The following is a 13,539-nucleotide window of genomic DNA, read 5'->3' as shown; positions in this document are numbered from 1 at the left end:
AGGCCGTATGCTCACAGCCGTTTTGTTCGACATGGATGGAGTCCTGATAGATTCTGAACCTTTGATACAGGATGCCATGATATCATGGTTCGCCGATCAGGGCGTCACCGTATACCCGCGGGATTTCAAAGCATTCTTCGGTGTAGGCGAGACCGCCATGCTGCGGGGAGTGGGTGGTTGCCATGACTATGTGATTGATGACATCGATACCGCCAAACTCGATGTCTATGAACGATATTACCGCCTGCTGGAAGGCAAGGATTTATCCCATCCGGGAATCCTGAGATTCTTTAAGAACGCCCGCAAGGCAGGGCTGATTACTGCAATCGTCTCCAGCGCTGACCGGACGAAAGTCCTGAAAAACATGGCTGCGGTAAAGATTTCTGTCGAGGATGTCGATTTGGTTGTATCAGGGGATGATGTAAAACGCAAGAAGCCTTTCCCTGATATTTTCCAGTATGCCGCGCTCTCCCTCGGCGTGACCTGTGATGAAGCCTTGGTGGTTGAAGATGCCCTGACCGGGGTGAAGGCGGCTGTAGCGGCGGGGTGTCTTCCGGGAGCCGTGGCTACTTCATTCGATGCCGCATCCCTGATCGAGTCCGGCGCCTGTCTCGTGCTGCCGCATGTCGGTGATTTCGATGATTTCTCCACTGTGCAGGAGTTCAACGCGCTTGTCGGGAGATACATCCGGGAGACTGCTGGCAGAACCGTTGCCTATGGCGCAGTGAGATTGATGAAAGAAGACAGGGTTGTCCCGGCTCCGGATGCTGCCGCTTTGGACAGGCTGCGCCACGCTGCGTCGGCTGTCCGGCTCCATGCATACGCACCTTATTCGACCTACAAGGTGGGCGCGGCTTTATTGAGTGCCCGGACAGGGGCGGTTTACGCAGGATGCAATGTAGAAAATTCCAGCTACGGCGCGACAATCTGCGCTGAACGCAATGCCATCCTGCATGCTATTGCGGAAGAAGGGAAGATTGGCATTGCTGCCTTGGTCGTTGTCTCTGATGACGCGCCTCCCGCGCCACCTTGCGCCCAGTGCCTTCAGGTTCTGGCTGAATTTTGCCGTCCGGATACAGTAGTACGCCTGTGTTCGGCATCAGGAGATGTCCGGGAACATCTGTTTTCAGATTTATTGCCCTATCCATTCATTTTCCCAACGCAGCGTTCCGAGGGCATATGATGAAAACCCGTCTCTCCGTTTTCCTGATTCTGTTCTTGCTAGGTGTGACAGGCTGCTCTACGACCAGGATGATGACTGACCCTGTTCTTACCGGGCAGGGAGCCGGGATTGAGGAAAAACTGGAGGGACTACGACTTCCTTCCGCGCATTCCATGCGTCCTGTCATTTACACATCGGGACCTCAATGGTTTGAACGACAGTTGGAACTCATCGAGGCATCTCAGGAACATATCGTCATGACGACTTTCCTTGCCTCGCAGACTGATAGCAATGAGGCTCTCTATGAAGCTCTTGCCCGCAAAGCTGATGAAGGGGTTGATGTCTGGCTGCTCTATGACGGGAGTTCCTACATGGAGAATACTGCGGGGAGGAGTTTCATCAGGAGCCTGAGATGGCTTGAGGAACATGGCGTCAAACTGTTTGAATTTAATCCCCTGACAGTTTCCCGGCTTCCTTCTACGTTGCGCTTGATTATCAGGGATCACCGTAAACTGTTCATCAGCGACGGGCTGACGGTCGTGGTCGGTGGCATGAATATGAATCATATGTCCTTGGCCTCTGACCAGCATGACCTGATGTTTGAGTTTACATCTTCCGGGCTTGCTTCCTTGGCTCTTGAGGTGTTCAGGAAAGACTGGAACGCCCTGTCATGGGATACGATTCCCGAAGGACGTTTTGCCGGGTTCCAACCTTCCGGCTTCCAGACTCCCATCATGGGACATGACGCTCATGAGATGACAGTCTGGCTGGCTAACCAGTCCCTGGACGGAAATCCTGTCATGGCATCAGTCTTTGCCGTACTGTTTTCCGGAGCCAAAGAAAGCATCCTGCTGACACCTTTGTTCCCCATCCTCGACGGGAACATGAGACGTTTGGTCGCGGATGCCGTCAACCGTGGTGTCAGGGTTGTCATTGTCCCGCCGTATGATGGTGTTGATATCAATAGGAACGCTACGGAATATGCCGTTGCTGATTTGATTGCAGCGGGTGCGGAAGTGTACATGCAGACAGAAGACGCCGAGGGGAGATTCCCCGCGATGCTTCATGACAAGCTGATGATAATTGATGGAAGATATGTGCTTGTCGGTTCGACGAACTTCAACTTCCGCTCTATGAATTTCTCCAAGGAAATCAGTATCCTGATAAAGGATGATGTTTTCGGCCAAGAGATGAGCGACTATTTTCAGAACATCATAGCCCGTTCCCGGCGCATCACCGCTGATGAGGCTGGAGAATGGCGGACGTTCAAGAACTGGCTGATGCATCTCGTATCCTATATCACGGCATAGGGACAGCGGAGAACAGGGAAAGATGAAACGCAGTGTAGTGACAATATTCATAATGATGGCGGTTTTCAGCGTCATGGGAGCTTCTCCGGCAGTACATCCCTGGGGAATAGGGATCTCCTTCACAGGAGCCTCATACGTTGGGGGAACGGAACCAGTGCCTTCCACCGACATCTCTCTCAGCGCCTATGCCGCGCCTTGGGATTTGAAGATTTTAAACCCCTCCCTGCGTGGTTCCGTTGACTTCCGTTTTTCCAAGGATGTTTCAGGGTTTTCCGGTTTCCGCATAAGTTTGGGACTGGATGTGGTACGGACGGCGAATCATCCTTTTGGATGGCTGGTCACCAATAAAGCCCTGTGGGTACCCATGATTGAGGTTGGCGGTTCATATGCCGCCTGGAAGACGGGACGTTCTCCCTTGACCTTCCACCTTGCGGCTATTCCTTTCCGGCTCGCTCATAGGGACTTCATCTATGAATGGTTCGGGGTGTACGCAGACATGGCGGGTGACGCATGGAAGGTGGATGAATGGGGAATCATCCTGTACAGGGGGACAATGCTGTTATGAAGAATAGTGCCACAAAGGAAAGAATAGGGATGGGGAAATGGAAACTGATGCTTTTCCTTGCAATCAGTTTTATGGTGTCTTCCTTACCAGTTTCTGCCGCTTGGGATGGCATCCAAACCCTCTCCATCCGCTGGGGTCACACATCGCTCGATTTGAACGAAGCGTCTCCTGCCTATTCCACAGGCATCTTCATCGGCCTGGGGGCAAGCCTGAATCCTTATATGGAAATCAACGTGACCGGGGCTATGGAAGCAACGCCCCGTCCCGCCAGTACCGGTTTCCTTTCCGCGGAACTCTCATTTGCTCTCCTGGGACCGGTATACCGTTCCGGTGACTATGGGGGCAGCGGGTTGAATTCCTTTGTATCCTTGGCACTCGTAGCGACTCCCTATGGCGAGTCGCAGAAGCTGTCGCCAAACTATCTTGTGCTTTCCTTTACACCGATTGCCATAGGAAACGCCATGCAGGGAAAGAGGGAGAACCTGTTGAAATTCGGTCTGGCATGGGATTTCCGTGCCTTTGCTGATGGCAGAGGGGCTCGTTTCAGCATGCTGTGGAGCCTTTTCTCCGTAGATTCCTACCTCATAGGGACGTGGAGTGACCGGGACATAAGGAAACAAATCGTCGATTGACCATCGACTGAAATACATCTCTGCCGTCAACGCTCCAACGCCATGATTTTGTCCACCCTCCGCTGGTGCCTGCCTCCTTGGAAAGTAGAATCCATGAATGCGTCAAGGATGTCAGTAGGTTTCTCAGGATAGACGACACGACCACCGAACGCAATGAAGTTAGCGTCGTTGTGTTCTCTTGCCATGGTAGCCGCAAAGATATTCTGGGGAAGGGCGCAACGTATTCCATGTACTTTGTTTGCGCTGATTGATATGCCAATGCCAGTACCACAGCAAAGGACGCCGAAATCGTATCCGCCTTTCAGGTATTCCGTGGTGGCTTTCTCCGCCATGTCGGGGTAATCAACGGAATCTTCGGTGAATATGCCCAAATGGTTCACTTCGTAACCTCTGCGTGTCAGATGCTCCGCCAAGTCCTTGGACAATGCCACTGCTCCCTGGTCATTGGCTATGACGACCTTCTTGCCGCTGCTCATGTTTTTCCTCCTTACACGCTGCTTACACGTTGCATCTTCATGATATCGCTATTTTTCGTATGCGACCACCCGATATATGGTCAGTCGATATATACGGACACCGCTAAGGTCACCACCGGGTCAGGAAATGGGGGTGATGGTGACGATGGAGGGGATGGAACGGAGGCTTTTGAGGATTTTCTTCGAGTCGTCGTCCGTGGAAACTTCCATGGTGAATGTTCCGGTAAGCCGCCCTTCCTCGTCATCGTCAAGCCGTCCTTCAATCAGATGACCTTTGTACTTCCTGATGGCTCCTTCAATCTCGCTGAAAAGGTCGGTGGTCATCTTGCTGGTGACGCGGAAACGTTTGAGAAGAAGGGGAGACGCGGTCTCCCATTCCACCTCGACCTGTCGTTCCTCGACTTCTGCCATGTTCTTCAAATTCTTGCAATCACGCCTATGGACGATGATTCCCCGTCCACGGGAGACATAGCCGACAATTGCGTCGCCTCTGGTTGGATTGCAGCATTTTGCAAGATGAATCATCATGCGCTTTTCATCACCGACACGGAAAGTGAGCCGTGAAGGATCAGATACATGACGGATAATCTTGCCGCCTGATTCCGCTTGGTGCTGAGCTTCCTTGGATGCTTCCTCAGCCGCGGCCTGTATTTCCGCGTGGGTAGGCGTCAGTTCGACAGGCTTCTTGGCAATGATGTTCTTGTCAATCAGGAGCGTCGGGTCATTCTTGTTCAGCCATGTCCGTATCTTCTTGCGTGCGCTGGTCGTCTGGGCATAGCGCAGCCACGTAATACGGGGACGCGCGTTTGGACTGGTCAGTATCTCTATGACCTGGGTGTTCTTCAGCGGCCTGTTGAGTGGTATGATGCTGCCGTCGGCCTTTGCTCCGGTGGTATGGTTGCCTATTTCCGTGTGGATTTGGTAGGCAAAGTCCAAGGCTGTGGCGTTGCTGGGCAGTTCCACGATGTGTCCTTGGGGAGTGAAGACATAGATGGTGTCCTTGAGAAGCTCGCCCTTGATGTCTTCCATGAAGGATTCGCTCTGCTCGATTTCGTTGCTCCAGCTCTTGAGCTTGGAGATGATGCGGGAGAACTGCTGGTTATCCAAATCAGGATCTTTGCCAGCTTCGCTTCCGGTGGCGGACTTGTATGCCCAGTGGGCGGCTACGCCATATTCGGCGGTGAAGTGCATCTCCCGTGTGCGTATCTGGATTTCCAGGAGCTTTCCGTCCAAAGCCATGACGGTTGTATGCAGGCTCTGATAGTTGTTCGCCTTCGGCATGGCAATGTAATCTTTAAAGCGGTTTTCTATAGGCGGCCACAGGCGGTGGATGATGCCAAGCAGCGCGTAACATTCGGTGACGGTGTTGCAGAGGATGCGGACTCCAAGGATGTCGTATATCTCATCAATCTCCTTCCGGCGTTTCTTCATCTTCATGTAGACTGAATACGCATGCTTGGCCCGGCTGGTCACGGTTATGTTACCCATCTTCTCCTCGCCACAGGCGCGGTAGATGGTTTTTTCGACCCGGTTCAGATAGGCAGTCTGCTCGCCTTTCTTTGACAAAAGGTAATCTTGGATTAACTGGAAGGTGTCCGGCTTGAGCATCTTGAGGGAAAGATCCTCAAGTTCATCCTTGAGCCATGATATGCCCAATCTATCTGCCAGGGGAGCATAGATATCCAGGCATTCATCGGCTATCTCACGGGCTCGGTCGGGCTGGAGATGCTGGAGGGTTCTCATGTTATGGAGCTTGTCCGCCAGCTTGATGATGATTACCCGCACATCCTTGCTCATGGCAAAGAACATCTTGCGGATTGTCTCGGCTTCTTGCAGGGATTTGCTTTTTGCCTTGAGCAGTGAGAATTTCGTTTCTCCCTCTACCAAGTCGGCTACTTCCTTGCCGAACAGCTCGTTCAGTTGTTCATAGGTCGCGTCGGTATCCTCAAGGGTATCGTGAAGAAGCCCGGCGCAGACAGTGTCACGGTCCATCTGGAGCTGTATGAGTATTTCACCGACGGCAAGGGGATGAATCAGATAAGGTTCCCCGTTGGCGCGTTTTTGGGTCATGTGCTTCTCTGAGGAGAATATTGCGGCACGCAATATTTTTGCCTGATCCTCTTTCGAGTAATTGTAGGCTTTCAGGATGAACCTTTCTATCAGTTGTTCATACATATGCCGTTCCCCCGCACGACCCGCGGACGCCCCGCAAGGTCATTGTATATCCAGGTTTGGGCGAACCCGCACCTTTCCATGATTCGCGCCACTTCGTCACACTGACGCCAGTCGCATTCCAGGAACAACGCCCCTTCTGGAGCAAGGACAGACCTGGCGCCGACGACCAGCCTCCTGATGATTGTAAGCCCGTCATCTCCCCCCACAAGAGCCAGACGCGGTTCCTTCAGAACCTGAGCCTCCACATGGGAATACCAGTGGGGAGTGAGGTATGGTGGATTGGATACTACTATGTCAAAGCTCTCTGATGCAACGGGTTCAGTCACATCCCCTTGGTACAGGCGGATATTGCCGGCGCCAAGACGCATGGCGTTTTCCGTGGCGACTTCCAGCGCGGAAGCTGAAATGTCGGTCAGTGCGACACGGGAGGAAGGCAGTTCCAAGGCCAGGGTGATGCCGACCGCGCCGCTTCCTGTGCAGATGTCGGCTATGTCGGGAGCCTCCAATGAATGTTCCTGTATCCAGGCAAGTGCCGCCTCGATGAGCGTTTCAGTATCAGGGCGGGGTATGAGGACACGTTCATCGACATGAAATCTCCGGCCATAGAACTCCCGCCATCCAAGGATGTAGGCCATGGGAGTGGCGGCAAGCCGCGCGGACAGCATGGCGGCAAAACGCTGGGATGCTTCTTCTGGCACCTCCGTGTGCCACCGCGCCAAAAGCTGTTCCTGTGAAACATCCATCACAGCGCAGAGAAGCAGACGGGCATCAAGGGAAGGACTGTCGGCAAGCCCGGCATCTTTCATCAGGCGCGTCGCTCGTGCCAATGTGGATGAGACAGTATCCATCAGCTTTCCTTGAGCGCTGCTTCCCCGGCAGCAATCTTCAATGCCTCGGTCACTTCTTCAAGCTGGCCGTTCATGATGAGGTCGAGCTTATACAGCGTCAGGTTGATACGATGATCCGTAAGGCGGTTCTGGGGGAAATTATAGGTACGTATGCGTTCCGAACGATCACCGGAACCAACTTGGTCACGACGAGCATCGGCTCTTTCCTTTGCTTTCTTTTCTTCTTCCATATCGTAGAGACGGGAACGCAGGACGCGCAGGGCCTTGGCCTTGTTCTTGATTTGGGATTTCTCATCTTGGCAAATCACGACAATGCCGGTGGGGAGATGGGTCATGCGCACGGCGCTGTCCGTTGTATTGACGCTCTGTCCTCCGGGACCGCCTGAACGCATGACATCCACTTTCAAATCCTCCGGCCGGATTTCAATGTCTGTTTCCTCGGCTTCCGGAAGTACTGCCACGGTACAGGCTGATGTGTGTATCCTGCCGCCAGCCTCTGTCTCAGGAACCCGTTGGACACGATGCACGCCGCTTTCCCAGCGGAGGGAGCCATAGACATCCTTGCCGCTGATTGAACAGACCACTTCCTTGATGCCGCCCAGCCCGGTTTCATTCAAGGTGAGAATCTCAATCTTCCAGTTCTTGGCTTCCGCGTAATGGGTATACATGCGGTAGAGGTCGGCGGCGAACAGCGCGGCTTCCTCTCCGCCTGTCCCGGCGCGGATTTCCATGATGATGTTTTTGCCGGAAAGAGGATCGGGTGGTATCAAGAGGACTTTTGTCCGGGATGTGCTGGCCTCGACTTCAGCTTTCAGTCCTTCGATTTCCTCCTTGGTCATCTCTATCATATCCGGATCGGTTTCGCTTTTGAGCAAGGCAAGGGATTCCTCAAGCTGACTGGAGACGTGTTTCAGGTGTTGCAGCTCCTCGACGATAGGGACAAGATGAGACCTCTCCTGCATGAGGGACTTGAACAGATTCATGTCCTTCATAGTGTCCGGTGAGGATATCTTCATATCGAGTCCTGCGAGTTCCTTCTCGAATGAATCAAGTTTTTCAAGCATGCGTCATCATCTCCTTGGTATCTCCATGGCCGCCCTGTGGCGACTGCATGGCGGCAAGCGTAAGGGAAAGTATACCGTGACACAATGAATGTGGGAAGGGACTTCCCGTTTGGTCAAATTCTGAAGAAGAGGAAACCAATGTGCCGATGGCTATGAAAAATAGTGTAGAATACATAGGCGGATGTTTTGTGTAGCAAAAAGTGGACTTATTGGCAGTGGCTGACTCGTCTGTATGTTTTGAGAGAATCCAGATGAGTATTTTCCTCTTTTGAAAGGAAGGATAGGATATTGGCTGAGATGTTTTCCAATGAAGATTCTGGCAAGATTTTGATAAAGGATGTAAAAGAAAACTCCTTGCTGGAAAATGCCACGGTGCTCAACATATTGGAATGGATGTCGCGGGACAAAGCAAAAAGGGAACTGAAGACCTGCGGGATGACCCTGGATTTAGACAAACCACTTTTGCTCGTTGCATCAAACATAGATAAATTTTCTCCCAGAAGTAATTCCCATGAACGTTTTCTCATGATGTGCAAGGTCGAGAACATGTTCATCAGCTATCTTTCCCGGAAGTTCATGTTCGTTCATGCTTCCGATGCAAATAAAAACATGTTCTGGGTTCTGCAACCAAAAGGAGCATTGGAAAAAAGCTTGTCATATTGCAAGCATCTGCTGGAGGAAATCCAGGAACATTCATCAAAGTCCCATGCTCTTTCCATCAGTATTGTTTATGACAAGTTTGTCCCTTTTGAGGAACTGCACGACAAGTACCGTCTGTTACGCTCGATACTTCTCCAGATTTCAATTCAAGGAGAAGGGCAGGTTCTGGCAAATTCTTTGTTTTATCAGGACCGGCATATCCCGCTTGCGGAAATCAGTGAAAGCACGTATCTCAATGATCTGGAAAATATGAAGAATGCCCTGATTTCAGGAGATGTTGATGCTGTTGATGCTGTTTTGCATGATATTCTATATTCTCAACAGAACACTGTCGCCATACACTCTCTACGAATGTATCATTCCGTGTGTGACATTATCCTCAGCTATATTGAAGACATGGGCATGAGTGATAGTCTGCTGTCGTTGCCGTCGGTCTTTGAGATTTTTCACCAGTATGAAGACAGGGCAATTTTCTATGACAAAGTATCGGCTCTCTCAAGGATCTTGATTGAACAAAGAAAACAGCTCTACAGCTCAAGACGGGAAGCCCTCATCCATAGGATCAATAATTTCATCAGCGCAAACCTTTCAAGTGATTTGTCGCTGCAAATCATTTCAGATACGTTTTATGTAAATCCATCGTACCTGTCACGCATTTACAAGCAGGCAATCGGGCATACCGTAGGTGAAGAAATCACGGACAGAAGAATGGAAATGGCAAAAAAGTTGCTGTTACGGATGGAATACAAGGTTTCTCACATTGCTCATGATATAGGTTATAAGTCAGCGGCATATTTCACCCGTGTTTTCAAAAAGCGAGAAGGAGATTCTCCGCAGGTTTGGCGGGAAAGGAACATGGAGAATCGTTTGGAGAAAAAATAGTCATAATTGTTCAAGAGAAACAAGAAAAGTGTCATGGCTTCCTTTATCGTCCAGAAGTAACATGAACCGTGAGATCAAGACTGTTTCATGGATGATGCATTGATGCTGGATCTAAAGGAGGATTCATATGAAGAAGCACGCCGTTGTCTTTTTATTTCTTTTTCTTACCGTAGGGTTGCTGTTCGGGACTGGCCGAAAAGAAACACTGCCGGAAGATTCCGGCTTGGTCATTGTCAAGGCAGCCCGTCCTATTCCAGACAACGTGACGTTTCCTACAGGGGATTCGCTGGAAAGCAATATCTGGACCCGTCTTTATGAAGAGGAACTTGGCATACGACTGAAGTACGTATGGATGGTTCCCGTAGCGCAATACAACCAGAAGCTCAATATCTCGATCACTTCCGGAGACTTGCCTGATATTTTCCAAGTTAATGCCATGCAGCTGAAACAACTGGTTGAAGACGGACAGTTGGCAAACCTGACGGATGTATACAACGGTGTCGCCGCGGATTATACAAAGGATGTCATGACGCAAGACGGAGGGAATGCGCTGTTGTCCGCAACCTTTGACGGAAAACTTATGGCCATACCGAAGATTGGCAGCGGGATTGGAAATTCTAATGTGCTATGGATTCGGACTGACTGGTTGGACGCTCTTGGACTTGATTCTCCTGAAACCATTTTTGACGTAATGGACATAGCACGGGCATTTACCAAGCAGGATCCTGACAGAAATGGGAAAAATGATACTTTCGGCCTTGCTGTGAATAAAGACCTGTGGGGGATGTTCGGTTCGTTGGAGGGATTTTTCAATGGGTTTGACGCATATCCCAATATTTGGATTGAGTCTACGGACGGACAGTTGGCTAGCGGCAACATCCAACCTGGGATGAAGAAGGCCTTGGAAGCCATACAGCAACTTTATAAGGAAGGATGTATCGATCCTGAATTTGGGGTAAAGGACAGCTTCAAGGTCAGCGAAGATGTGAACAGGGGAAAGATTGGCATGATGTATGGCTACTTCTGGAACATGGGGTGGCTGACGGATGCAAAAAACGCAAACCCTGGCATGGAATGGCAGGCATATGCAATCCCAGGTACTGGGGACTCTCCTGTTTTGGTTCAGGTCCCATTTGCAGTTACTACATATTACGTCGTGGCAGCTACGTATCAACATCCTGAGACCTTGATCAAGATGCTTGATCTTCAGCTTGAAAAAACCTATGGAAAGACCGCAGAACCGGACAAGTATAATGTCGATGAAGCCGGTAATCCTATTTTTGAATATCCTTTGATTTATTGTGAACCGCCAATGAAGAATTTGGATGCGCAGACAGCAGTCACCGAGGCACTGGAGAAGAACACGTCGTCCACCTTGAATGCAGAAGAAACAGGATATTACAAACAGATTCTTTCATACCGCCGAGGGGACAAGGAAAATTGGGCGTCTTGCTGGGCTACGGAAATGATGTATGGTCCAAAGGGCTCCCTTGCAGTTCTTAACGACTATGTGAAAAATGGAAAAATTTCCGATGACCGTTATTTCGGTCCTGCTACCGCAACCATGACCATGGCTGATTCCATCTTGGATCAGACGCAGCTCCAGGTATTCACCGAAATCATAAAGGGCGGGGACATCAGTAAATTCGATCAGTATGCAAGGGATTGGAATTCCTTGGGTGGCCTTTCCATCACCAAGGAAGTGAATGAGTGGAATGTTCGGTAATGAAGATTTACACAAGGGCAAGAAGGCCGTGTCAACAGCTTTCTTGCTCTTGCGAGTAATGTACAAATAACGTTTTACACATGATGAAAGGAAAAATGATGCAAGCGGAACGTCGGAAACCATTAATGACATCGAACCATAGGAACAACTTTCAGCTGCATATGATGCTGGTGCCCGGCGTTGTGCTCATTTTCCTTTTTTCATATCTCCCTATGTTCGGTTTGATCATAGCATTCCAGAACTTCTCACCACGTAAGGGTTTCCTGGGATCGGATTTTATTGGTTTGAATAACTTTGCCTATGTACTCAAGATACCTGGATTTTGGCGGGTCGTTTGCAATACATTGCTTATTTCAATCCAGAAAATTGTTTTGAATATCATTGTGCCGGTATTTGTTGCTCTTCTGTTGAACGAACTTACGTTAAGAAGGGTCAAGAAAGTTGTCCAGACAATTGTTTATTTCCCTCATTTTCTTTCTTGGGTGATACTTGCGGGCTTGTTCGTTGACATCCTTTCTCCGTCAGAAGGGTTCGTCAATTCCTTGATTTCTCTTTTCGGTGGAACACCTGTTTTTTTCTTGGGTGATAAGAATTGGTTCCCTTTCACCATGGTGCTCACAGATGTCTGGAAAGAGTTCGGCTATGGAACAATCGTGTATCTTGCTACGCTTTCCAGCATAGACCCGACTCTTTATGAGGCTGCGGGAATTGATGGAGCCGGAAGGCTGCGGCAGGCTTTCAGCATCACCATTCCGGCGCTCATGCCTACTATCATGCTGATGGGAATGTTGTCTTTGGGAAGCATCCTTAATGCCGGGGGAACACTTAGCACAGCCGGAAGCAGTGGATTCGAGCAAATCTACAATCTCTATAGTCCTCAGGTATTTGAAACAGGAGATATCATTGAAACTCTTGTTTTCCGCTTAGGGCTTGCTGGTGGACAGTATAGCGTGGCGACAGCTATCGGTCTTGTAAAGTCGCTTCTCTCCCTTGTTCTGATGAGCCTCGGATACTGGATTGCAAAAAAGAAGGCGAATTATGAGATTTTATAGGATGCGCATGTCATGAAACATCATACCTCAATTCAAGCGAAGATCTTCCAATTGGTCAATGTCATCATCCTCTGTTTCTTGGCACTGGCTTGTCTCTTGCCTTTCTTGAACTTACTTGCAATCTCCCTTAGTTCCAGTACTGCCGTTTCGACAGGACGCGTGAACTTCTGGCCAGTGGGTTTTACATTTGATTCTTATAGATTTGTACTTGAGAAACCGGAATTTTATCGTTCATTCTACATATCCGTTGCAAAAGTACTGGTTGGAGTACCGCTGAACATGGTTCTTTCAATTATTACGGCATATCCCCTGTCAAAAACGAAAAAGGAATTTAGGGCTCGTACGGGTTATTTATGGTATTTTCTTGCTACTATTGTTTTTAGTGGTGGTCTCATCCCATGGTATCTAGTCATTAATAAACTAGGTCTTATAGACAATTTCCTCGCTCTCGTCCTTCCTGTGGCAGTTCCTGTATTTAATGTCGTAATCTTAGCGAACTTTTTTAAGACCATACCTAAAGGACTTGAAGAAGCTGCGTTGATTGACGGAGCCTCCCACTGGCAAACCATGACAAAGATTTTTGTACCGCTTTCAACAGCAGCTTTGGCCAGTATCATGCTGTTTAGTATTGTTAATCATTGGAATTCTTGGTTCGAAGGGTTGATTCTGATGAACAGACCGGAAAATTATCCATTGCAAAGCTATTTGCAGACAGTTGTCGTAAACCGTGATGTTCGTCTCATGACCACCCAGAATGCTGCTTATCTTTCCTCGGTTTCAGAACGGACATCGCGTGCCGCGCAGGTGTTCATAGCCACGTTGCCGGTTGTGCTCATCTATCCGTTCCTTCAAAGGTTTTTTACTACAGGCTTGATTTCCGGAAGCATAAAAGAATGACACATTCCGGGAACAATCCTGTATGTACGGTTAATAGATAGAGTCAAGCAATAAAATGAATATCCACTTTGTTCCTAGGGACAATAGAGG

Annotated in this window: 12 protein-coding genes; 8 read left to right on the top strand and 4 right to left on the bottom strand. The window is 49.5% G+C overall.

The window, feature by feature from the left end; genetic code table 11:
* Positions 1–7 precede the first annotated feature (7 nt).
* The 4 genes from cdd to SPICO_RS05525 are packed head-to-tail and all read left to right on the top strand — an operon-like array spanning position 8 to position 3,669.
* Positions 8–1,183, top strand: coding sequence for a cytidine deaminase (cdd, locus tag SPICO_RS10110; RefSeq protein ID WP_013739697.1), 1,176 nt, complete (start codon positions 8–10; stop codon positions 1,181–1,183).
* The gene (locus SPICO_RS05535; RefSeq protein ID WP_041395095.1) at positions 1,180–2,472 is read left to right on the top strand and encodes a phospholipase D-like domain-containing protein; all 1,293 of its coding nucleotides are present in this window, start codon (positions 1,180–1,182) and stop codon (positions 2,470–2,472) included. Before cdd ends, SPICO_RS05535 begins: the two co-directional genes overlap by 4 nt.
* Positions 2,473–2,494: 22 nt before the next feature.
* A complete protein-coding gene (locus tag SPICO_RS05530) occupies positions 2,495–3,037 on the top strand; it encodes a hypothetical protein (protein ID WP_013739695.1) in 543 nt (180 codons plus the stop codon).
* Positions 3,034–3,669, top strand: coding sequence for a hypothetical protein (locus SPICO_RS05525; protein ID WP_013739694.1), 636 nt, complete (start codon positions 3,034–3,036; stop codon positions 3,667–3,669). The genes SPICO_RS05530 and SPICO_RS05525 overlap by 4 nt, the downstream gene beginning before the upstream one ends.
* A gap of 26 nt (positions 3,670–3,695) precedes the next feature.
* Here the strand turns inward: SPICO_RS05525 and SPICO_RS05520 are convergent, their stop codons facing one another.
* From SPICO_RS05520 to prfA, 4 genes are all read right to left on the bottom strand, one after another.
* Positions 3,696–4,145 carry an RpiB/LacA/LacB family sugar-phosphate isomerase gene (locus tag SPICO_RS05520; RefSeq protein WP_013739693.1) on the bottom strand — a complete coding sequence of 150 codons (450 nt, stop codon included), beginning with the start codon at positions 4,143–4,145 and terminating at the stop codon, positions 3,696–3,698.
* A 120-nt stretch (positions 4,146–4,265) separates the two neighbouring features.
* Positions 4,266–6,320: a RelA/SpoT family protein gene (locus tag SPICO_RS05515; protein WP_013739692.1), complete on the bottom strand. Its 2,055-nt coding sequence runs from the start codon at positions 6,318–6,320 to the stop codon at positions 4,266–4,268.
* Positions 6,305–7,168 (bottom strand): peptide chain release factor N(5)-glutamine methyltransferase, encoded by an 864-nt coding sequence (prmC, locus tag SPICO_RS10105; protein ID WP_013739691.1) that lies wholly within the window; start codon positions 7,166–7,168, stop codon positions 6,305–6,307. The genes SPICO_RS05515 and prmC overlap by 16 nt, the downstream gene beginning before the upstream one ends.
* On the bottom strand, positions 7,168–8,232 hold the full coding sequence (gene prfA / locus SPICO_RS05505) for a peptide chain release factor 1 (RefSeq protein ID WP_013739690.1): 1,065 nt from the start codon (positions 8,230–8,232) through the stop codon (positions 7,168–7,170). The genes prmC and prfA overlap by 1 nt, the downstream gene beginning before the upstream one ends.
* Positions 8,233–8,529: 297 nt before the next feature.
* On the opposite strand from prfA, the gene SPICO_RS05500 reads away from it, so the two are divergent.
* The 4 genes from SPICO_RS05500 to SPICO_RS05485 all read left to right on the top strand — a co-directional run bounded on the left by SPICO_RS05500 (position 8,530) and on the right by SPICO_RS05485 (position 13,449).
* Positions 8,530–9,774 (top strand): helix-turn-helix transcriptional regulator, encoded by a 1,245-nt coding sequence (locus SPICO_RS05500; RefSeq protein WP_013739689.1) that lies wholly within the window; start codon positions 8,530–8,532, stop codon positions 9,772–9,774.
* A gap of 127 nt (positions 9,775–9,901) precedes the next feature.
* Entirely contained in the window at positions 9,902–11,500 is a 1,599-nt protein-coding gene (locus SPICO_RS05495) for an extracellular solute-binding protein (protein WP_013739688.1), read from the top strand.
* A 212-nt stretch (positions 11,501–11,712) separates the two neighbouring features.
* Positions 11,713–12,552: an ABC transporter permease gene (locus tag SPICO_RS05490; RefSeq protein WP_215904600.1), complete on the top strand. Its 840-nt coding sequence runs from the start codon at positions 11,713–11,715 to the stop codon at positions 12,550–12,552.
* A gap of 12 nt (positions 12,553–12,564) precedes the next feature.
* On the top strand, positions 12,565–13,449 hold the full coding sequence (locus SPICO_RS05485; protein ID WP_013739686.1) for a carbohydrate ABC transporter permease: 885 nt from the start codon (positions 12,565–12,567) through the stop codon (positions 13,447–13,449).
* The last annotated feature ends 90 nt before the right edge of the window (positions 13,450–13,539 follow it).

The organism is Parasphaerochaeta coccoides DSM 17374 (assembly GCF_000208385.1).
Classification (GTDB): Bacteria; Spirochaetota; Spirochaetia; order Sphaerochaetales; family Sphaerochaetaceae; genus Parasphaerochaeta; species Parasphaerochaeta coccoides.
Note: the sequence above shows the minus strand (reverse complement) of the source record. Positions and strands in the feature narration are given on the sequence as shown.

Bases quoted from the DNA above. Each gene is read 5' to 3' on its own strand.
- cdd (WP_013739697.1), top strand. From the start codon at position 8: ATGCTCACAGCCGTTTTGTTCGACATGGATGGAGTCCTGATAGATTCT.
- SPICO_RS05535 (WP_041395095.1), top strand. From the start codon at position 1,180: ATGATGAAAACCCGTCTCTCCGTTTTCCTGATTCTGTTCTTGCTAGGT.
- SPICO_RS05530 (WP_013739695.1), top strand. From the start codon at position 2,495: ATGAAACGCAGTGTAGTGACAATATTCATAATGATGGCGGTTTTCAGC.
- SPICO_RS05525 (WP_013739694.1), top strand. From the start codon at position 3,034: ATGAAGAATAGTGCCACAAAGGAAAGAATAGGGATGGGGAAATGGAAA.
- SPICO_RS05520 (WP_013739693.1), bottom strand. From the start codon at position 4,145: ATGAGCAGCGGCAAGAAGGTCGTCATAGCCAATGACCAGGGAGCAGTG.
- SPICO_RS05515 (WP_013739692.1), bottom strand. From the start codon at position 6,320: ATGTATGAACAACTGATAGAAAGGTTCATCCTGAAAGCCTACAATTAC.
- prmC (WP_013739691.1), bottom strand. From the start codon at position 7,168: ATGGATACTGTCTCATCCACATTGGCACGAGCGACGCGCCTGATGAAA.
- prfA (WP_013739690.1), bottom strand. From the start codon at position 8,232: ATGCTTGAAAAACTTGATTCATTCGAGAAGGAACTCGCAGGACTCGAT.
- SPICO_RS05500 (WP_013739689.1), top strand. From the start codon at position 8,530: ATGTTTTCCAATGAAGATTCTGGCAAGATTTTGATAAAGGATGTAAAA.
- SPICO_RS05495 (WP_013739688.1), top strand. From the start codon at position 9,902: ATGAAGAAGCACGCCGTTGTCTTTTTATTTCTTTTTCTTACCGTAGGG.
- SPICO_RS05490 (WP_215904600.1), top strand. From the start codon at position 11,713: ATGTTCGGTTTGATCATAGCATTCCAGAACTTCTCACCACGTAAGGGT.
- SPICO_RS05485 (WP_013739686.1), top strand. From the start codon at position 12,565: ATGAAACATCATACCTCAATTCAAGCGAAGATCTTCCAATTGGTCAAT.